General features: G+C 67.4%; 19 protein-coding genes. 11 read left to right on the forward strand and 8 right to left on the reverse strand.

Annotated elements, in window-relative coordinates; all coding sequences use genetic code 11:
- Positions 1-16 precede the first annotated feature (16 nt).
- The 3 genes from rimO to AM586_RS00510 all read left to right on the forward strand — a co-directional run bounded on the left by rimO (position 17) and on the right by AM586_RS00510 (position 3,006).
- Complete coding sequence (rimO, locus tag AM586_RS00500; RefSeq protein WP_082439567.1) at positions 17-1,477, forward strand: 30S ribosomal protein S12 methylthiotransferase RimO; 1,461 nt, start codon at positions 17-19, stop codon at positions 1,475-1,477.
- Between the two features lie 110 nt (positions 1,478-1,587).
- Positions 1,588-2,754, forward strand: a complete 1,167-nt coding sequence (locus AM586_RS00505) for a cystathionine beta-lyase (RefSeq protein WP_047827093.1) — start codon at positions 1,588-1,590, stop codon at positions 2,752-2,754.
- Between the two features lie 42 nt (positions 2,755-2,796).
- Complete coding sequence (locus AM586_RS00510; RefSeq protein ID WP_047827094.1) at positions 2,797-3,006, forward strand: hypothetical protein; 210 nt, start codon at positions 2,797-2,799, stop codon at positions 3,004-3,006.
- Between the two features lie 39 nt (positions 3,007-3,045).
- Here the strand turns inward: AM586_RS00510 and AM586_RS00515 are convergent, their stop codons facing one another.
- From AM586_RS00515 to AM586_RS00540, 6 genes are read right to left on the reverse strand one after another with little or no spacing between them, the layout of a single operon-like run.
- Positions 3,046-3,990: an electron transfer flavoprotein subunit alpha/FixB family protein gene (locus tag AM586_RS00515; protein ID WP_060566858.1), complete on the reverse strand. Its 945-nt coding sequence runs from the start codon at positions 3,988-3,990 to the stop codon at positions 3,046-3,048.
- Between the two features lie 13 nt (positions 3,991-4,003).
- Entirely contained in the window at positions 4,004-4,753 is a 750-nt protein-coding gene (locus AM586_RS00520) for an electron transfer flavoprotein subunit beta/FixA family protein (RefSeq protein ID WP_060567165.1), read from the reverse strand.
- A 31-nt stretch (positions 4,754-4,784) separates the two neighbouring features.
- On the reverse strand, positions 4,785-6,008 hold the full coding sequence (locus AM586_RS00525; protein ID WP_060566860.1) for a CaiB/BaiF CoA-transferase family protein: 1,224 nt from the start codon (positions 6,006-6,008) through the stop codon (positions 4,785-4,787).
- Positions 6,009-6,021: 13 nt separating this feature from the next.
- Positions 6,022-7,224, reverse strand: coding sequence for a 3-oxoadipyl-CoA thiolase (locus AM586_RS00530; protein ID WP_047825632.1), 1,203 nt, complete (start codon positions 7,222-7,224; stop codon positions 6,022-6,024).
- Positions 7,225-7,240: 16 nt separating this feature from the next.
- Complete coding sequence (locus AM586_RS00535) at positions 7,241-8,761, reverse strand: 3-hydroxyacyl-CoA dehydrogenase (protein WP_047825631.1); 1,521 nt, start codon at positions 8,759-8,761, stop codon at positions 7,241-7,243.
- Between the two features lie 3 nt (positions 8,762-8,764).
- A complete protein-coding gene (locus AM586_RS00540) occupies positions 8,765-9,535 on the reverse strand; it encodes an enoyl-CoA hydratase (protein WP_047825630.1) in 771 nt (256 codons plus the stop codon).
- 255 nt (positions 9,536-9,790) lie between these two features.
- On the opposite strand from AM586_RS00540, the gene AM586_RS00545 reads away from it, so the two are divergent.
- From AM586_RS00545 to AM586_RS00560, 4 genes are read left to right on the forward strand one after another with little or no spacing between them, the layout of a single operon-like run.
- Positions 9,791-10,612 carry an IclR family transcriptional regulator gene (locus AM586_RS00545; RefSeq protein ID WP_082439568.1) on the forward strand — a complete coding sequence of 274 codons (822 nt, stop codon included), beginning with the start codon at positions 9,791-9,793 and terminating at the stop codon, positions 10,610-10,612.
- A gap of 12 nt (positions 10,613-10,624) precedes the next feature.
- Positions 10,625-11,779, forward strand: a complete 1,155-nt coding sequence (locus AM586_RS00550) for an acyl-CoA dehydrogenase family protein (RefSeq protein WP_047825629.1) — start codon at positions 10,625-10,627, stop codon at positions 11,777-11,779.
- Between the two features lie 24 nt (positions 11,780-11,803).
- Positions 11,804-13,069, forward strand: a complete 1,266-nt coding sequence (locus AM586_RS00555) for an MFS transporter (RefSeq protein WP_047825628.1) — start codon at positions 11,804-11,806, stop codon at positions 13,067-13,069.
- Between the two features lie 20 nt (positions 13,070-13,089).
- Entirely contained in the window at positions 13,090-13,743 is a 654-nt protein-coding gene (locus tag AM586_RS00560; protein ID WP_047825627.1) for a flavin reductase family protein, read from the forward strand.
- A 19-nt stretch (positions 13,744-13,762) separates the two neighbouring features.
- Here the strand turns inward: AM586_RS00560 and AM586_RS00565 are convergent, their stop codons facing one another.
- Positions 13,763-14,125, reverse strand: a complete 363-nt coding sequence (locus AM586_RS00565; RefSeq protein WP_047825626.1) for a membrane protein — start codon at positions 14,123-14,125, stop codon at positions 13,763-13,765.
- Positions 14,126-14,148: 23 nt separating this feature from the next.
- Positions 14,149-14,592 carry a thioredoxin TrxC gene (trxC, locus tag AM586_RS00570; RefSeq protein ID WP_047825625.1) on the reverse strand — a complete coding sequence of 148 codons (444 nt, stop codon included), beginning with the start codon at positions 14,590-14,592 and terminating at the stop codon, positions 14,149-14,151.
- A 104-nt stretch (positions 14,593-14,696) separates the two neighbouring features.
- Here trxC and AM586_RS00575 point away from each other — a divergent pair, with 104 nt between their 5' ends.
- From AM586_RS00575 to AM586_RS00590, 4 genes are read left to right on the forward strand one after another with little or no spacing between them, the layout of a single operon-like run.
- Entirely contained in the window at positions 14,697-15,479 is a 783-nt protein-coding gene (locus AM586_RS00575; protein ID WP_047825624.1) for a DUF72 domain-containing protein, read from the forward strand.
- Between the two features lie 6 nt (positions 15,480-15,485).
- A complete protein-coding gene (locus AM586_RS00580; RefSeq protein ID WP_047825623.1) occupies positions 15,486-16,265 on the forward strand; it encodes a Mut7-C RNAse domain-containing protein in 780 nt (259 codons plus the stop codon).
- Complete coding sequence (locus AM586_RS00585; protein ID WP_047825622.1) at positions 16,250-16,666, forward strand: hypothetical protein; 417 nt, start codon at positions 16,250-16,252, stop codon at positions 16,664-16,666. The genes AM586_RS00580 and AM586_RS00585 overlap by 16 nt, the downstream gene beginning before the upstream one ends.
- 57 nt (positions 16,667-16,723) lie before the next feature.
- Entirely contained in the window at positions 16,724-17,890 is a 1,167-nt protein-coding gene (locus AM586_RS00590; protein ID WP_047825621.1) for a glycerate kinase, read from the forward strand.
- Positions 17,891-18,227: the final 337 nt, after the last annotated feature.

Raw genomic sequence — 18,227 nt, forward strand, 5'->3', positions numbered from 1 at the left:
TTCCGTCGCAATCCACATGCCTGAACTCCGCCGTCATCCGCTTCCTGCCTCCCAAGATTCCGCTGTCGCCGTCGCCGATGCGCCGGCCCAGAACGAGGTCGTGATTCCGCCCGCCCCGGTAACGGCCGGCGCCGCGCCCAAGGTCGGCTTCGTCTCGCTCGGCTGCCCGAAGGCGCTGGTCGACTCCGAACAGATCCTGACCCAGCTGCGCGCCGAAGGTTACGAGACCGCCAATTCCTACGCCGGCGCCGACCTCGTGATCGTCAACACCTGCGGCTTCATCGACGCCGCCGTGCAGGAATCGCTGGACGCGATCGGCGAAGCGCTGGCCGAGAACGGCAAGGTCATCGTGACCGGCTGCCTCGGCGCCAAGAAGGATGCGGCGGGCGACGACATCATCACCAAGGTGCACCCGAAGGTGCTGGCCGTGACCGGTCCGCACGCCGTCACCGAAGTCATGGAGTCGGTCCACCTGCACCTGCCGAAGCCGCACGACCCCTTCATCGACCTGGTGCCGGACCACGGCGTCAAGCTGACCCCGAAGCACTACGCCTACCTGAAGATCTCGGAAGGCTGCAACCACCGCTGCAGCTTCTGCATCATTCCGTCGATGCGCGGCGACCTGGTCTCGCGCCCGATCCACGAGGTGCTGCAGGAAGCCGAGAACCTGTTCAAGGCCGGCGTGAAGGAACTGCTGGTGATTTCGCAGGACACCAGCGCCTACGGCGTGGATGTCAAGTTCCGCACCGGCTTCTGGAACGGCCGTCCGATCAAGACCCACATGACCCAGCTGGCCGAGGCCCTGGGCGAGATGGCGAAGCAGTACGGCGCCTGGGTGCGCATGCACTACGTCTACCCATATCCGCACGTCGACCAGGTGATCCCGCTGATGGGCGAAAACCTCGTGCCTTACCTCGACATCCCGCTGCAGCACGCGCACCCGGACGTCCTGAAGCGCATGAAGCGGCCGGCCAGCGGCGAGAAGAACCTCGACCGCATCCTGGCTTGGCGCAAGATGAACCCGGACCTCGTGATCCGCTCGACCTTCATCGCCGGCTTCCCCGGCGAGACCGAAGAGGAATTCGAATACCTGCTGGACTTCCTGCGCGAGGCGCAGATCGACCGCCTGGGCTGCTTCGCCTACTCGCCGGTCGAAGGCGCGACGGCGAACGAGCTGGCCGACCCGGTGCCGGAAGCCGTGCGCGAGGAACGCCGCGCGCGCGTGATGCTGCTGCAGGAAGAGATCTCGCTGAAGCGCATGCAGGCCAAGGTCGGGAAACGGATCCGCGTGCTGGTCGACGAGGTCGGACCGCGCGAAGCGATCGGTCGCTCGGCCGCGGATGCGCCGGAGATCGACGGCGTGGTCCACATCAAGCGCGCGCTCCAGCCGGGCAAGGCCAAGCCGGCGGTGGGCGAGTTCATCGAGGTGATCGTCACCAAGGCGGATGCGCACGACCTGTGGGCGACCGTGGCTTGATCGCCCGGCGTCGTTCCCGCGCAGGCGGGAACACAAGTTCGTAGAGCAGTCGAAACGCATGTAAGCGTGGGTCCCCGCCTGCGCGGGGACGACGCAAATAGGTGTAGAAGATGACAAAAAAATCCCTCCAGACCACCCTGATCCACAGCGACTACACCGCCCCCCAGGGCTTCGAGGCCTTCCCCAGCGCCATCCACCATGCCTCGACGGTCCTGTTCAAGGACGTCGCCAGCATGCGCAGCGGCGACTGGAAGGACAAGAACGCCTACACCTACGGCCTGCACGGCACCCCGACCACCTTCACGCTCGAAGCCCGCCTGGCCGAGATCGAGGGCGGCAGGCACTGCCTGCTGGCGCCCTCCGGCCTGGCCGCGATCTCGATGGTCGACCTGGCCCTGCTGAAGTCCGGCGACGACGTCCTGCTGCCGGATAACGTCTACAACCCGAACCGCGAACTGGGGCGCTGGCTGTCCGCCGACTTCGGCATCACCGCGCGCTTCTACGACCCGCTGATCGGCGCCGGCATCCGCGAGCTGATCCAGCCGAACACGAAGCTGATCTGGACCGAGGCGCCGGGATCGGTGTCGATGGAAGTGCCGGACCTGCGCGCGATCTGCGCGGCGGCGAAGGAGAAGGGCGTGCTGGTCGCGCTCGACAACACCTGGGCGGCCGGCATCGCCCTGCGCGGTTTCGAGCTCGGCGTCGACATCGTCATGCAGGCCCTGACCAAGTACCAGTCGGGCGGCTCGGACGTGCTGATGGGCGCCGTGATCACCCGCGACAAGGCCCTCAATGACCGCATCGCGCTGTCCCACATGCGCCTGGGACTCGGCGTCAGCGCCGATGACGCCTACCTGGTGATGCGTGGGCTGCCGACCATGAAGCTGCGCTTCGAGTCCCACGACGCAGCCGCACGCAGGGTCGCGGCCTGGCTGAAGCAGCGCCCGGAAATCACGAAAGTGCTGCACCCGGCATTCGAGGATTGCCCCGGCCACGAATACTTCAAGCGCGACTTCAGCGGCGCCGGCGGCCTGTTCTCGGTGCTGTTCGACGCCCGCTATACCGAGCAGCAGACCGATCGCTTTGTCGATGCCCTGAAGCTGTTCGGCATCGGCTACAGCTGGGGCGGCGCGAACAGCCTGGTGATGCCGTACCGGATCCAGGGCATGCGCCGCAACTGGCCCGACGCCGGCGTGCTGGTGCGCCTGAACATCGGCCTCGAAGACCCGGCCGACCTCATCGCCGACCTGGAGCAGGCCCTCGCAAGCCTGGGTTGACGCAGGCCGGGATCATGTTGCGGAACGGAAAGCCACCCTCGGGTGGCTTTTTTGTTTCTTGCAACGGTGTTGTCTATCGCGCGCGACGCCCTCGACCGCGTGGGCCTGGTCAAAGGCAAGGTGTTAGGCGACGACACCGGCGCCGACCTTGGGAATGTGCCGAGCGTGGCGTCGCCAGAACAGTTGACCGACCAGGATACGCCGCTTGTCGGCGTGCACAGCCAGTTCGCGTTCGACCTCATGAGCCTTTGATGATGAGCTGATCGAGGCGGCATGAAGCTCATGCCCGCCTCAGCCCAGCTCTTTCACCAGCGCCGGCACGACGTCGAACAGGTCGCCGACCAGGCCGTAGTCGGCCACCGAGAAGATCGGCGCTTCCGGATCCTTGTTGATGGCGACGATGGTCTTCGAGTCCTTCATGCCGGCCAGGTGCTGGATCGCGCCCGAGATGCCGACCGCGATGTACAGGGTCGGGGCGACGATCTTGCCGGTCTGGCCGACCTGCCAATCGTTCGGCACGTAGCCGGCGTCGACTGCCGCGCGCGAGGCGCCCATGGCGGCGCCCAGCTTGTCGGCCAGCGGCTCCAGGATCTTGAAGTTGTCGCCCGAGCCCATGCCGCGGCCGCCGGAGACGACGATCCTGGCGCCGGTCAGTTCCGGACGGTCCGACTTGGCCAGCTCGCGGCCCACGAAGCTCGACTTGCCCGAATCGGCGACGGCCGCCACGCTCTCGACCGCAGCGGAACCGCCTTCGGCAGCCGCGGCATCGAAACCGGTGCCGCGCACGGTGATGACCTTGACCTTGTCGCCCGACTGCACGGTGGCGATGGCGTTACCCGCGTAGATCGGACGCTCGAAGGTGTCCGGCGCATCGACCCTGGTGATTTCCGAGATCTGGGCCACGTCCAGCTTGGCGGCCACGCGCGGCAGCACGTTCTTGCCGAAGGCCGAAGCCGGGGCCAGGATGTGCGAGTACGGGGCGGCGACCGCCAGGATCTGCTCGGCGACGTTCTCGGCCAGGCCATCGGCGAACTGCGGCGCGTCGGCGACCAGCACTTTCGAGACGCCCGCGACCTTGGCGGCCGCTTCCGCGACGGCGCCGCAGCCGGCGCCGGCGACCAGGATGTGGACTTCGCCACCGGATACCGCACCGCATTGCGAAGCGGCGGTGACGGTGTTCAGGGTGACGGCCTTCAGCGAGGCGTTGTCGTGTTCAGCAATAACGAGTGCGACCATGATAATCCTTTAATTAGATGACTTTGGCCTCAAGGCGCAGCTTCGACACCAGGGTCGCCACGTCCGGCACGATGATGCCGGCCGAACGCTTGGCCGGTTCCGACACTTCCAGCGTCTTCAGGCGCGGGGTCACGTCCACACCCAGCTCTTCCGGCTTGATGGTCTCGAGCGGCTTCTTCTTGGCCTTCATGATGTTCGGCAGCGTCACGTAGCGCGGCTCGTTCAGGCGCAGGTCGGTGGTGACGATGGCCGGCAGGCTCAGGGCCACGGTTTCCAGGCCGCCGTCCACTTCGCGGGTCACGGTGACCTTGCCGTCTTCCAGCACGACCTTCGAGGCGAAGGTCGCCTGCGGCCAGCCCAGCAGGGCAGCCAGCATCTGGCCGGTCTGGTTCGAATCGTCGTCGATCGCCTGCTTGCCCAGGATGATCAGCTGCGGCTGCTCCTTGTCGGCCAGGGCCTTCAGTACCTTGGCCACACCCAGCGGCTCGATTTCGGCGCCGGTCTCGACCAGGATGCCGCGGTCGGCGCCGATCGCCATGCCGGTACGCAGGGTTTCCTGGGCCTGGGTCACGCCGCAGGTCACGGCCACGATCTCGGTAACCTTGCCGGCTTCCTTCAGGCGGGTGGCCTCTTCCAGCGCGATCTCATCGAACGGGTTCATCGACATTTTGACGTTGGCGATATCGACGCCGCTGCCATCTAGCTTGACGCGGACCTTGACGTTGTAGTCGACCACGCGTTTGACGGGTACCAGGACTTTCATGCTCATCTCCATTTCATGTATCTGGTCGGGTTCAGGCGATGCCCTTGTCCTTCAGCGCCGCGATCTCGGCGTCGGACAGGCCACCCAGGGTGGACAGGATGTCCTGCGTGTGCTGGCCCAGCAGCGGCGGGGCGCTCTTGTACTCGATGGGTGTCTCCGAAAACTTGATCGGGTTCGCCACCGAGGGCACCGTGCCGGCCAGCGGATGCGGCAGGTCCAGCTTCATCTTGCGATGCCTGACCTGCGGATGCTCGAAGGTCTGGGCGATGTCGTTGATCGGACCGGCCGGCACCCCGGCGGCTTCCAGCGGTGCGACCCAGTCGGTGGTGGAGCGGCCCAGCAGTACTTCCTGCAGCATCGGCACCAGGATCTCGCGGTTGCGCACCCGGTTGTTGTTGGTGGCGAAGCGCTCGTCGGTGGCCAGTTGCGGGCAGCGTGCAATCGCGCAGAACTTCGCGAACTGGCGATCATTGCCGACCGCCAGCACCATGTGACCGTCGGCGGTGCGGAACACCTGGTAGGGCACGATGTTGGCGTGCGCGTTGCCCTGCCGCTTCGGCACTTTTCCGGACACCAGGTAGTTCATGTTCATGTTGGCCATCGCAGCCACCTGCACGTCCAGCAGGGCCATGTCGATGTACTGGCCCTGGCCGGTCTGGCGCCGGTGTTCGAGCGCCGCGAGGATGGCGACGCTGGAGTACATGCCGGTCATCAGGTCGGAAAACGCGACGCCCAGCTTCTGCGGGCCGCCGCCGGGCAGGTCGTCGCGTTCGCCGGTGATGCTCATCAGGCCGCCCATGCCCTGGATGATGAAGTCGTAGCCGGCAAAGCCCGACATCGGGCCGTCCTGGCCGAAGCCGGTGACCGAGCAGTAGATCAGGCCCGGGTTCAGCGCCTTCAGGTCGTCGTAGGACAGGCCGTAGCGCGCCATGTCGCCGACCTTGTAGTTTTCGATGAAGACATCGCTTTCCATGGCCAGCTTGCGCACGATCGCCTGTCCTTCCGGCGTCGAGATGTCGAGGGTGACCGACTTCTTGCCGCGGTTGGTGGAGAGGAAGTAGGCGGACTCCCGGGTGTCCTGGCCTTCCTGGTCCTTCAGGTAGGGCGGGCCCCAGGCGCGGGTGTCGTCGCCGCTGCCGGGGCGTTCGATCTTGATCACCTCGGCGCCGAGGTCGGCCAGCATCTGGCAGGCCCAGGGGCCGGCGAGGACGCGCGTCAGGTCCAGGACGCGGATGTGTGACAGTGCTCCAGACATGCTGATCTCCCGGTCAGGTGCGTTCGATGACGACGGCCAGGCCCTGGCCGACGCCGATGCACAGGCTGATGACGGCGTAGCGGCCATTGCGGCGTTCCAGTTCGCGGGCGGCGCTCAGGGCCAGGCGGGCCCCGGATGCGCCGAGCGGGTGGCCTACGGCGATCGCGCCGCCGTTCGGATTCACACGCGGGTCGTCGAAGGCTACATCCAGCAGTTTCAGGCAGCCGAGCACCTGGGCTGCGAAGGCTTCGTTGATCTCGATGAGGTCCATGTCGGCCAGGCTCAGGCCGGCGCGCGCCAAAGCCTTCGGGATCGCGTACGCCGGGCCAAGGCCCATCACGCGCGGCTCGACGCCGACGGCGGCCCCGGCCAGGATGCGGGCCATCGGCCTGACCCCGGCCCGCTCGCCGGCCGCGCGGCTGCCGATGAGGAGTGCGGCAGCGCCGTCGTTCAGGCTGGAGGAGTTGCCGGCCGTGACCACGCCGCCTTCCTGCAGTGCCTTCAGCCTGGCCAGCGTGTCGACCGTCGATTCCGGACGCGGCTGCTCGTCCTCGGACACGAGGCGCGGCGGCGTCTTCTTCCCGGTCGGGACCTCGACCGGCATGATCTCGCCGGCGAAGAAGCCATCCGCCAGGGCGGCGGCGTAGCGTGCCTGCGAGAGGGCGGCGAAGCGGTCGCTGTCTTCCCGGCCGAGGCCGAGGTCGCGCGCCACGTTGTCCGCCGTTTCCGGCATGGTATCGCCGCCGAACTCCCGGGTGATGCGCGGGTTCGGGAAGCGCGCGCCGAGGGCGGAGTCGAACACCTTGAACTCGCGGCCGAAAGCGGATTCGCTCTTGGCCACCACGAAGGGTGCGCGGCTCATGCTCTCGACGCCGCCGGCGACATACAGCTCGCCTTCGCCGCTGCTGATGGCGCGGGCGGCGTCGAGCACCGCGGCCAGGCCGCTGGAGCAGAGGCGGTTGACGGTCTGGCCGGGAACCGTGTGCGGCAGGCCGGACAGCAGCACGGCATGGCGCGCGATGTTGCGGCTGTCCTCGCCGGCCTGGCCGGCGCAGCCGAGGATCACGTCCTCGACCTGGGCGGCGTCGAAGGACGAGTCGGCAAGCAGCTTGCGGATGACGGAGGCCACCAGGTCGTCCGGGCGGGCCGGGGCGAGGGCGCCGGCAAGGCGGCCGAAGGGCGTGCGCAGGCCGGCGTAGATGTAAGCGTCGAGCATGTTGTTCCTTGGTTGATCAGTTTTCCGGGGTGAGCAGCGATACGCCCAGCAGCGCGCGGCGCTTGAGCCACGGACTCGGGCGATAGCGGGGATCGCGATAGAAGTCGAACAGCGCGTCCAGGATGCGCAGCACGGTCGCGGCGCCGAGCGCATCGCCGAGCGCCAGCGGCCCTTTCGGGTAGCCGAGGCCAAGCGTCACCGCCTTGTCGATGTCTTCCGGGCTGGCGATGCCCTGCTGGGCGATGTCGGCGCCGATGTTGACGATGGTGGCGAGCACGCGCTGGCAGACCAGGCCGGCGCTGTCGCGGATCACGGACACCGGGGTGCCGTCGGCGGCGAACAGCGCGTGGGCGGCATCGCGGAAGGCGGCATCGGTCAGCGGCGTGGTCATCAGGGTGCGGCGGCCGGAAATGAAGAGCGGGTCGAGCGCCACCGTGCGGGCCGGATCCAGGCCCGCTGCCACGGCCAGGGTGGTCGCATCCTGGCCAAGCGGCAGCACCAGGCACAGCGAACTTTCCGCCGGCCGCTCGCCGCGGTCGCGCGCCGCGCCCAGCGCGTCCAGCAGCCGGTCGACCGCTGGCCAGGCGTGCGCATCGGCGGCACCCAGCCAGACCGGCGCGTCGCTGCGCTGCGGCACCGGAGCAGGCGCAGCGTCCTGCCGCTGGCCGTCCTGGTAAACATAGAAGCCGCGACCGCTCTTGCGGCCCAGCAGTCCGGCCGCCAGGCGCTGGCGCGCGATCGGCGAGGGCCGGAAGCGCGGTTCCTGGTAGTACTGGCCGTAGATCGATTCCATCACGGGCTGGGAGACGTCCAGGCCGGTCAGGTCCAGCAGCTCGAAGGGACCCATGCGGAAGCCCGCGGCCTCGCGCAGGATGCGGTCCAGTTCCGGATGCGCGGCGATGTTCTCGCCGAGAATGCGCAGCGATTCGGTCAGGTAGCCGCGGCCCGCATGGTTGACGATGAAGCCGGGCGTATCGCTGGCGCGCACCGGCGCATGGCCCATGCGGCGGGCGATGGCGGACAGGCGCTCGGGCACGCCGGCATCGGTCAGCGGTCCGGCGATCACCTCGACGATCTTCATCAGCGGCACGGGGCTGAAGAAGTGGAAGCCGGCGACCCGGCCCGGGGCCTGGCACACGGCGGCGATCGACGTCACCGACAGCGAGGAGGTATTGGTGGCGAGGATGCAGCCGGCGGAGACGACCGCTTCGAGCTGGCGGAACAGCGCCTGCTTGGCGTCCAGCTGTTCAACGATGGCTTCGACCACGGCGGTGCAGGATGCGAGCTCGTCGAGCGATGCGGCCGCCGACAGCCGGGCGCCGGCATCGAGCGCGTCCTGCGCGGAGATCTTGCCCTTGTCGGCCAGCTTCTGCAGGGTGGCCGCGATGGCGTCGCGGGCTTCTTCGGCAGCGCCCGGACGGGCGTCGTGCAGGATGACGGGCATGCCGCCCTGGGCGGCGATCTGGGCGATGCCCCGGCCCATCAGGCCGCAGCCGACGATGCCGATCACCTCGAGGGTCTGTTCAGTCGTGCTCATTCTTTATTGTCCGATATAGGCGGGTTTGCGTTTTTCGAAGAAGGCGCGCATGCCTTCCTTCTGGTCCTGGCTGGCGAACAGGAGGTGGAAAGCCTTCCGCTCCAGCATCAGTGCGGCCTCGAGCGAGGCATCCTGGCCCGCCAGCAGCACTTCCTTGATCTGGCTGGCGGCCAGCGGCGGCATCGCAGCGATCGTGCGCGCCAGTTCCAGCGCGCGTTCCTGCACTTTCGCATCCTCGACCACTTCACTGGCCAGGCCAGAGGCGAAGGCTTCGCGGCCCGAGATCGGTGCCCCGGTCAACAGCATCTTCATCGCCTGGAACTTGCCGATGGCGCGGGTCAGGCGCTGGGTGCCGCCGGCGCCCGGCATGATCCCGACCTTGATCTCCGGCTGGGCGAAGGAGGCGTTCTCGCCCGCCACGATGATGTCCGCATGCATGGCCAGCTCGCAGCCGCCGCCCCAGGCATAGCCGTTGACGGCGGCAATCACCGGTTTCGGGCAAGCGGCGATGGCCTGCCACAGACGCTGGACCTGGCGCAGGTGCATGTCGATCGCCGTGGCCTCGGCGATGTCGCGCAGGTCGGCGCCCGCCGCGAACACCTGGTCGCCGCCGGTCAGGACGATGCAGCGAATGGCCGGGTCCTGGCCGAGGGCGTTGAAGTGTTCGGCCAGCTGCCTGCGTACGCCCTGGTTGAGCGCATTGCGGACCTCGGGACGGTGGATCCGCAGGCAGGCAATGCCCGGTTCGGGGTGGGAAAGGATGAGCTCGTTCATCGTGGTCTCGTTTGTTGCCATCGGTCCGCACAGCGAACCGATGGTTCGAAAAAATAGGATGCGGGCCAGAATATGGAAAAATTCTCAGCTTGTAAAGCCCGGCGAGGGCGTCTTATCAGAAAAATCTATTGCACTTATGTGCGGTTCGCATAGCGGACCGCTGGTTTGAAAATGCTTGACATCACAAGAATTGATATGACAGGATGAATTAAGACATGGCGCTGGAAGCCGGCAAAACGACAAGGGACACAGGACATGAACACGGTGGATGAAGGCAAGGACATCGAACAGTTCGACGACAAGGAAGAGGGCAAGGACCGGCAGTTCGTCACGGCCCTGGCCCGCGGCCTGGAACTGCTGCGCTGCTTCGGCGCCAGCGAGCGCGAGCTGGGCCTGACCGAGCTTGCACGCCGCGCGGCGATCCCGAAACCTACCGTGGCGCGCCTGGCCGGCACCCTCGCCAAGCTCGGCTACCTGGAACACATGGAAGCCGAGGGCCGCTACCGGCTCGGCGCCGGCGTGCTGGCGCTGGGCTACAGCATGCTGGCGCGGCTCGACGTGCGCGACGTCGCCCGGCCACTGATGCGCGAACTGGCCGAGCGCGCGCAGTGTTCGGTATCGATCGCCGTGCGCGACCGGCTGTCGATGGTGTACGTCGAGTCGATCCGCAGCAGCGCCTCGATCACCGTGCAGCGCGGGATCGGCACCCGCTTGTCGCTGACCGCCAGCGCCCTCGGGCGCAGTTACCTGGTCGGATTGCCGGCGTCCGAGCGCGCCGCGCTGCTCGAGCAGCTGCGCGTGCGCGCCGGCGACGACTGGCCGCGCCAGCAGGCCGGGGTCGAACAGGCGCTGCGCGACTATGCGGAGTACGGCTTCTGCATGTCGCTCGGCGAGTGGGACAAGGATGTGTATGGCGTCGGCGTGCCGTTCCGGGCTCCGGACGGCACCATGATGGCCTTCAATTGCGGCAAGCCCGCCTTCAAGTGCAGCCGCGAATACCTGCAGCACGAGCTCGGACCGGCCCTGGCCGAGCTGGTGCGCAAGGTCGGCGGCACGATGGGACGAACTACGAACTGATTTGGAAAGAAAATGATACGCGACCAGGAAACCATGACTGTGCTGCTCGACACCCTGTCCCGCTTCGTGCGGGAGCGGCTGGTGCCGGCAGAGAATGAAGTAGCGGAGACCGACCAGATTCCGCCCGATGTCGTCGACGACATGCGCGAACTGGGCCTGTTCGGCCTTTGCATACCCGAGGAATACGGCGGGCTCGGCCTGACGATGGAAGAGGAAGTGCTGGCCGCCTTCGAGATCGCGAAGACCTCGCCGTCCTTCCGCTCCCTGGTCGGCACCAATAACGGCATCGGCTCCCAGGGCCTGATCGTCGACGGCACCGAAGAGCAGAAGCGCGCCTACCTGCCGCGCCTGGCCTCGGGCGAACTGATCGCCTCGTTCGCGCTGACCGAACCGGGTTCCGGCTCGGACGCCGCCTCGCTGCGCACGACCGCCGTCCGCGACGGCGACTTCTATGTCATCAACGGCACCAAGCGCTTCATCACGAATGCGCCCGAAGCAGGCATCTTCACGGTGATGGCGCGCACCAATCCGGAGATCAAGGGGGCGGGCGGCATCTCGGCCTTCATCGTCGAGAAGGGCACGCCGGGCATCTTCATCGGCAAGACGGACAAGAAGATGGGCCAGAAGGGCGCGCACACCGCCGACGTCATCTTCGAGAACTGCCGCGTCCCGGCCGCGAACCTGATCGGCGGCAAGGAGGGCGTGGGCTTCAAGACCGCCATGAAGGTGCTGGACAAGGGCCGCCTGCACATCGCCGCGATCTGCGTCGGCGCGGCCGAGCGCATGCTCGACGACGCGCTGCGCTATGCGGTGGAGCGCCAGCAGTTCGGCAAGCCGATCGCCGACTTCCAGCTGATCCAGGCCATGCTGGCCGACAGCAAGGCCGAGATCTACGCGGCCCGTTCGATGGTGCTGGATGCCGCGCGCCGCCGCGACAACAAGGAAGATATTTCGACCGAAGCCGCCTGCTGCAAGATGTTCGCGTCCGAGATGTGCGGCCGGGTGGCCGACCGTGCGGTGCAGATCCACGGCGGCGCCGGCTATGTGTCGGAGTACGCGATCGAGCGCTTCTACCGCGACGTGCGCCTGTTCCGCATCTACGAGGGCACGACCCAGATCCAGCAGCTCGTCATCGCGCGCAACATGATCCGCGCCGTGCAGGCATAAGCAAACAAGAAACTTGGAGGAGACATGGAAGTAGCAGCAAACCGCGCGGTCATTGCCGCGGCAAACAAAAATACATGGAAGATCGTTTTCGCCTTCGCCTTCCTGGCGCTGATGATCGACGGCGCCGACCTGATGTTCCTGTCCTATAGCCTGGGCAGCCTGACCAAGGAGTTCGGCCTGACCAAGGTGCAGGCGGGTACGCTCGGCACCGTCACCCTGGCCGGCATGGCCTTCGGCGGCATCTTCGGCGGCTGGGCCTCGGACCGTTACGGCCGGGTGCGCACGGTCGTGTGCACCATCATCCTGTTCTCGGTGGGTACCGCGCTGCTCGGCGCCACCCACAGCTTCGAACAGTTCGCCCTGTTCCGTGCGATTGCCTCGATCGGCCTGGGCGCCGTCTACGTGGTGTCGAACACCCTGATGGCCGAATACGTGCCCACCGAACGCCGCACCACGGTGCTCGGCAGCCTGCAGGCCGGCTGGTCGGTCGGCTATGTGGTGGCGACCCTGCTGGCCGGCTGGATCCTGCCCACCTATGGCTGGCGCTGGCTTTTCTACATCGCCATCATTCCCGTGATCCTGGCCGTGCTGATGCAGCGCGTGGTGCCGGAACCGGCCGCCTGGGTCGCCTCGCGCCAGAAACTGGCCGCCGACAAGGCCGCCGGCGTGCGCAGTGCCGGCAAGAAGACCGGCGCCATGAAGCTGATCTTCTCCAACCCCGCCCACCGCCGCATGTTCATGCTATGGTCGCTGGCCGCCGGCTTCCTGCAGTTCGGCTACTACGGCGTCAACAACTGGATGCCGACCTATCTGGAAAAAGAGCTGCACATGAACTTCAAGGCGATGACCGGCTATATGGTCGGCACCTACGTCGCCATGATCCTCGGGAAGATCGTCGCCGGCTGGCTGGCCGACCGCTTCGGCCGCCGCGCCATCTTCGCCTTCGGCGCGCTCGGCACCGCCGTGTTCCTGCCGCTGATCGTGTTCTACCATACGCCGGACAACATCGTCTATCTGCTCACGACCTTCGGTTTCCTGTACGGGATCCCGTACGGCGTGAACGCGACCTACATGACCGAGAGCTTCGAGACCACGATCCGCGGCTCGGCCGTCGGCGGCGCCTACAACGTCGGCCGCGTCGGCGCGGCGATCGCACCGGCCTGCATCGGCTATCTCGCGACCAACGGCTCGATCGGCCTCGGCTTCCTGGTGATGGGCGTGGCCTACTTCCTGTGCGGGATCGTGCCGGCCCTGTTCATCAAGGAAAAGCTCTACGACCCGCAGCAGTAATCACCAACCGATAATTCATCATGACCATTTCGCTTTCCGCCGCCGACTTCCAGCCGACCGAGATGTACTTCCTGTTGCGCGACTCCGTCGTGCCGCGCCCCATCGCCTGGGTGTCGACGGTGTCGGCCGAGGGGGCGTCCAACATCGCGCCATTCAGCTTCTTCAACGTGATGTCGCCGTCGCCGCCGATGCTGGGCTTCAGCTGCGGCCCGCGCGGCGACAACCACGCCGGCGAATGGATCCCGAAAGACACCTACGCGAACATCGTGGCCACCCGCGAGTTCGTGGTCAACATCGTGCCCGAACACCTGATGGACGAGATGGTGAAGACCGCGGCCGATCTCGCGCCCGGCGACAGCGAATTCCGCTACGCCGGGCTGGCGGAGGCGCCGAGCAGCATCGTCAGGCCGCCGCGCGTGGCCCGCGCGCCGGTCGCCTACGAGTGCCGGCTGCACGACATCCTCGACATGGGGGCCAACAAGTGGATCATGGGGAGCGTGCAGCACGTACATATCGACGAGGCGGTGTACACCGGCCGCAAGGGCGAGCAGGACCACCGCATCGATCTGCTGGAACAGATGGGGACACGGCCCGTCGGACGCCTGGGCCGCGCCAATTACGTGCGCCTGCGCGAGGTGGAGGCCCGCCTGCGCAGGGACGGACCGAACAACTGAGCGCGTCCGCGGCCGGCGATCAGACCGGCATCGCCCGGTTGTTGTTCAGGTCGAGGAAGCCGCGGATGATGCGATAGGCCATCCAGATCCAGGCCAGGCCGCCGACCACCCAGGCCAGCGGGATCCCGATGATGGTGATGGTGAGGATGACTGCCACCGCCATCCACACCACGTACCACCAGAACGATCGGATCATCCAGGTGTGGTGCGAATACACCATGGTCCCGGCGGTGTCGGGGCGCCGGATGTAATTGACGATCAGGACCAGGAAGTTCAACAGCCCGAGCGAAAAGAAGAAAGTGGCCGCGTGGGCGATGTACAGGATGCGGGCGAACTGCTTCGCATCCTCGATGCCGCGTTCATAGACGAGTTCCTGGGACATGCCGTTCTCCTTGGATGAGTTGCTTAATTGGCGCGGGCGCGCGATTGGACCCACGAAACGATACTGCCGGCATCCATGGCGCCGGCCTGGCGCGCGATTTCCTGGCCACCCTGGAACAGGGCGATGGTCGGGATGCTGCGGATGCCGAACAGCCCGGCGATATCCTGCGACGCCTCGGTGTCCAGCTTGAGCAGGCGCACCTGCGGCTCGAGGCGGCCGGCGGCCTGCGCATAGGCCGGCGCCATCATGCGGCAGGGACCGCACCAGGCGGCCCAGAAATCGACCAGCACCGGGATGTCGTTGCGGCTGATGTGGCGGCTGAAGCGCGCGCTGTCGACGTCCAGCGGCTTGCCTTCGAAGAGCTCGCGCGTGCATTTGCCGCAGACGGGTTTGTCCGCGAGACGTTCGCCGGCGACGCGGTTGACGGCGTCGCAGTGGGGACAGACGATGTGCAGGGAATCGGCCATGGCTTGCTCCGGTAAATAGGGATTGTTCATATTGTAAGGCACTCGGCCTGGTGGGCGGGCGCGCCCGTGCGACGCGCACCGCGCTCCCGGCATAGAATCTGCCCATGAGCGAAAGCAAGCCAGCCCCCATCCCCGCCGGCGGCGCGCGCCTGATCGGCTGCGCCGGCTGGAGCCTGCACAAGGACGTGGCCGCCGACTTCCCGGAAGAAGGCAGCCACCTCGAACGCTACGCGGCCGTGTTCCCGGCCGTCGAGATCAATTCTTCCTTCTACCGCCCGCACCAGCCGCAGACCTATGCGCGCTGGGCCGCCAGCGTGCCGGGCGATTTCCGCTTTTCGGTCAAGCTGCCGAAAGCGATTTCGCATGAGGCGCGCCTGCGCGACGCCGACGACTTGCTCGACCGTTTCGCCGGCGAGGTGAACCACCTCGGCGCAAAGCTCGGCTGTGTGCTGGTGCAGCTGCCGCCCAAGGGCGTGTTCGACGAAGACGCGGTGCGCGACTTCCTGCCGCGCCTGCGGCAGCGCGTCGGCTGCATGCTGGCGCTGGAAGGACGCCACCCGAGCTGGTTCTCGGCGGCCGCCACCGAGGTCCTGCGCGAGCATGGCGTGACGCGCGTGATCGCCGATCCGCCGGCCGGCCAGCCCGGCCCGCACGTGCCGACCACGGCCGCCAGCTACATCCGCCTGCACGGCACGCCCAAGGTGTATTACTCGAACTACCCGCCGGAATTCCTGCGCGAGGTCGAGCGGCGCATCGAGGCCCTGGGCGCGGGCGGCGCCGACTGCTGGTGCATCTTCGATAACACGGCGGCCTTCGCCGCGGTGCCGAATGCGCTCGAGGTGCTGCGTGCGCTGCAAGCCGCGCCGCAGCCGGCCGCCCCGGCCTGAGCCGCCATGGTGTGCGCCACCTTCCGCTTCTACGGCGAGCTGAACGACTTCCTGCCGCGCGAGCGCCGCGGCCGCGAGCTCAGGACGCCGTGCGCGCGCATGGCCACCACCAAGCACATGATCGAGGCGCTCGGCGTGCCGCACACCGAGGTCGAGCTGGTGCTGGTGAACGGCGAAGGCGCCGGCCTCGACCTGCTGCTGGAAGAGGGCGACCGGGTCGCGGTCTACCCGCGCTTCACCCGCTTCGACGTGAGCGCGCTGGCGCCCGCGCCCACGCTGCCGCCCGGCCGCCTGCGCTTCGTCGCCGACGCCCACCTCGGCGGGCTGGCGCGGCTCTTGCGAATGGCCGGGTTCGACACCATCTACGACAACAGCCTGCGCGACGACCAGGTCGAGGCGCTGGCGGTCGAGGAAGACCGCATCGTGCTGACGCGCGATCGCGAACTCCTCAAGCGCCGCAGCATCGACTACGGCTGCTACGTGCGCGCCCTGAAGGCCCAGGCCCAGCTGCGCGAAGTGTTCGAGCGGCTGGGGCTGGCCGGGCGTGCGCGCCCGTTCACGCGCTGCCTGCACGACAATGCGCCGCTGCGCGACGTACCCAAGGCCGTGGTGCTGGACCGGCTGCCGCCGCGGGTCGCCGCGACCCAGGAAGAATTCAGTACCTGCGCGCTTTGCGGGCGGGTTTACTGGAAGGGCTCGCACTGGCAGCGCATGAGCCAGGTGCTTCGTGATGTACACTATGACGATCCTTTGCCGGACAGCGTGAGAGCATGTTGCAACAGGTAAGCTTCCCCCTTCGCACCGAATGTCCGCCAGGCGCCTGCGTCTGCGAGCGCGAGCGCCTGCTGGGCGAGCCCGATGCCGACCTGCGCCCCCTGCGCCTGACGCGCATGGAGGAGCAGAAGCTGATCGAGCGCATCGAGAGCATCGCCAGCTATGAGGAACTGACGCGCATCCAGGACCGGATCCGCGCCAACCTCGGCGTCGAACTGAAGATCGCGCCCGGCCCGAACGAAGTACGCACCCTGCGCGGCATCGTGATCCTGCTGGAAGACCGCCCCGGCCTGTGCAAGAAGGTGAGGCAATCCATCCCGGCCGCGGTGCGCAAGGTGCTCGACCGGCATCCGGAGATTACCTGGAGGATTCTCGATGCCCACGACCTGTTCGGGATCGGTGGCGGGGGTTAGCGGGCATGGATCGGCGCCTGAACCGCGAGGATCGAGTCGATATTCTTGGGAGAGTGGATGAAAGTCGTAATCGCGCCGGATTCGTTCAAGGAAAGCCTGTCGGCACTGCAGGTGGCCGAGGCCATCGAGGCCGGCGTTCGTGAGGTGTTCCCCGATGCGCACATCGTCAAGCTGCCGGTCGCCGACGGCGGCGAAGGCACCGTGCAGGCGATGATCGACGCCACCGGCGGACGCCGCGTCGAACTGCGCGTCACTGGGCCGCTCGGCGAGCCGGCGGCCGCCTTCTACGGCCTGGCTGCGGCGCCGGACGGCGGCGGCCAGGGGCCGATGGCCGTGATCGAGATGGCCGCCGCCAGCGGCCTCGAAATGGTGCCGCCCGAGCGCCGCAACCCCTTGAGCGCGACCAGCCGCGGCACCGGCGAGCTGATCCTGCACGCGCTGGACGCCGGCGTGCGCCGCTTCGTGCTCGGCGTCGGCGGCAGCGCCACCAACGACGGCGGCGCCGGCATGTTGCAGGCCCTCGGCGTGCGCCTGCTGGACGAGGCCGGCCAGGAACTGGCAGCGGGCGGCGCGGCGCTGGCGCGCCTGCGCCGCATCGACGTATCGCAGCTCGACCCGCGCGTGAAGGACAGCGAGTTCAATATCGCCTGCGACGTCAGCAACCCGCTGGTCGGGCCGAACGGCGCCTCCGCCATCTTCGGGCCGCAGAAGGGCGCGACACCCGACATGGTCGCGCAACTCGACGCCTGCCTGGCGCACTACGGCCGGCTGATCGCGCGCGACCTGGGACAGGACGTGGCCGACATGCCGGGCGCCGGCGCCGGCGGCGGCATCGCGGCGGCGATGGTGGTGTTCCTGGGCGGACGCCTGCGGCCGGGCATCGAGATCATCGCGGAAGCGGTCGGGCTGGACCAGGCCGTGCGGGATGCCGACCTCGTGATCACGGGAGAAGGGCGGATCGACGGCCAGAGCGTCAACGGCAAGACCCCGGTCGGGGTCGCCCGCGTCGCCAAGCGCCACGGCAAGCCGGTCATCGCCATCGGCGGCGGCCTGGCGGTCGATGCCGGGGCGGTGTACGCGCACGGCATCGACGCGGTGTTCGCCGCGGTATGCCGGCCGTGCACGGTCGCCGAAGCGCTGGCGCAGGCGCACGAGAACCTGCGTTCGGCCGCCCGCAACATGGCGCAGGCGCTGAGGCTGGGGGCCGCACTCGGCGCCCGCTGACCTGCAGGGCCTGGCGACGCCGGGTCCTGCTCGCTCGCGTCCTGCTCGCTCGCGTCCTGCACCGGGCATCGCCAGCCTGCTCCCGCGTCCCACTTCGCTCCACCTCCCTTCACCTCCCTTCATCTCCTTCCATCTCCCAGACCCGGGCCCTTTGTTCCGTATGCTCCGGTGAACGTTCAGTAGCTTTTTTTGCAGTTGCAAATCCACATTATTGTTAAATGTGCTTTTCATAAAGATACGGTATCGCCGTGCTCGCTTAGCTTTCCTCGAGTTAATTCATTTAAATCTCCCTCGGGAAGCATCCTTATTATCCGGCTTTTTAAAAAGGAGAAAGATT

Source organism: Massilia sp. WG5, from assembly GCF_001412595.2.
In the GTDB taxonomy this organism is placed as follows: domain Bacteria; phylum Pseudomonadota; class Gammaproteobacteria; order Burkholderiales; family Burkholderiaceae_D; genus Telluria.

Excerpts from the sequence above, each read along its gene's own strand:
- AM586_RS00540 (WP_047825630.1), bottom strand. The coding sequence starts at position 9,535 with ATGAACGAGCTCATCCTTTCCCACCCCGAACCGGGCATTGCCTGCCTG.
- AM586_RS00545 (WP_082439568.1), top strand. The coding sequence starts at position 9,791 with ATGAACACGGTGGATGAAGGCAAGGACATCGAACAGTTCGACGACAAG.
- AM586_RS00585 (WP_047825622.1), top strand. The coding sequence starts at position 16,250 with ATGTTGCAACAGGTAAGCTTCCCCCTTCGCACCGAATGTCCGCCAGGC.
- rimO (WP_082439567.1), top strand. The coding sequence starts at position 17 with ATGCCTGAACTCCGCCGTCATCCGCTTCCTGCCTCCCAAGATTCCGCT.
- AM586_RS00565 (WP_047825626.1), bottom strand. The coding sequence starts at position 14,125 with ATGTCCCAGGAACTCGTCTATGAACGCGGCATCGAGGATGCGAAGCAG.
- AM586_RS00520 (WP_060567165.1), bottom strand. The coding sequence starts at position 4,753 with ATGAAAGTCCTGGTACCCGTCAAACGCGTGGTCGACTACAACGTCAAG.
- AM586_RS00530 (WP_047825632.1), bottom strand. The coding sequence starts at position 7,224 with ATGCTCGACGCTTACATCTACGCCGGCCTGCGCACGCCCTTCGGCCGC.
- AM586_RS00535 (WP_047825631.1), bottom strand. The coding sequence starts at position 8,761 with ATGAGCACGACTGAACAGACCCTCGAGGTGATCGGCATCGTCGGCTGC.
- AM586_RS00555 (WP_047825628.1), top strand. The coding sequence starts at position 11,804 with ATGGAAGTAGCAGCAAACCGCGCGGTCATTGCCGCGGCAAACAAAAAT.
- AM586_RS00515 (WP_060566858.1), bottom strand. The coding sequence starts at position 3,990 with ATGGTCGCACTCGTTATTGCTGAACACGACAACGCCTCGCTGAAGGCC.
- trxC (WP_047825625.1), bottom strand. The coding sequence starts at position 14,592 with ATGGCCGATTCCCTGCACATCGTCTGTCCCCACTGCGACGCCGTCAAC.
- AM586_RS00525 (WP_060566860.1), bottom strand. The coding sequence starts at position 6,008 with ATGTCTGGAGCACTGTCACACATCCGCGTCCTGGACCTGACGCGCGTC.
- AM586_RS00550 (WP_047825629.1), top strand. The coding sequence starts at position 10,625 with ATGATACGCGACCAGGAAACCATGACTGTGCTGCTCGACACCCTGTCC.
- AM586_RS00575 (WP_047825624.1), top strand. The coding sequence starts at position 14,697 with ATGAGCGAAAGCAAGCCAGCCCCCATCCCCGCCGGCGGCGCGCGCCTG.
- AM586_RS00580 (WP_047825623.1), top strand. The coding sequence starts at position 15,486 with ATGGTGTGCGCCACCTTCCGCTTCTACGGCGAGCTGAACGACTTCCTG.
- AM586_RS00590 (WP_047825621.1), top strand. The coding sequence starts at position 16,724 with ATGAAAGTCGTAATCGCGCCGGATTCGTTCAAGGAAAGCCTGTCGGCA.
- AM586_RS00505 (WP_047827093.1), top strand. The coding sequence starts at position 1,588 with ATGACAAAAAAATCCCTCCAGACCACCCTGATCCACAGCGACTACACC.
- AM586_RS00560 (WP_047825627.1), top strand. The coding sequence starts at position 13,090 with ATGACCATTTCGCTTTCCGCCGCCGACTTCCAGCCGACCGAGATGTAC.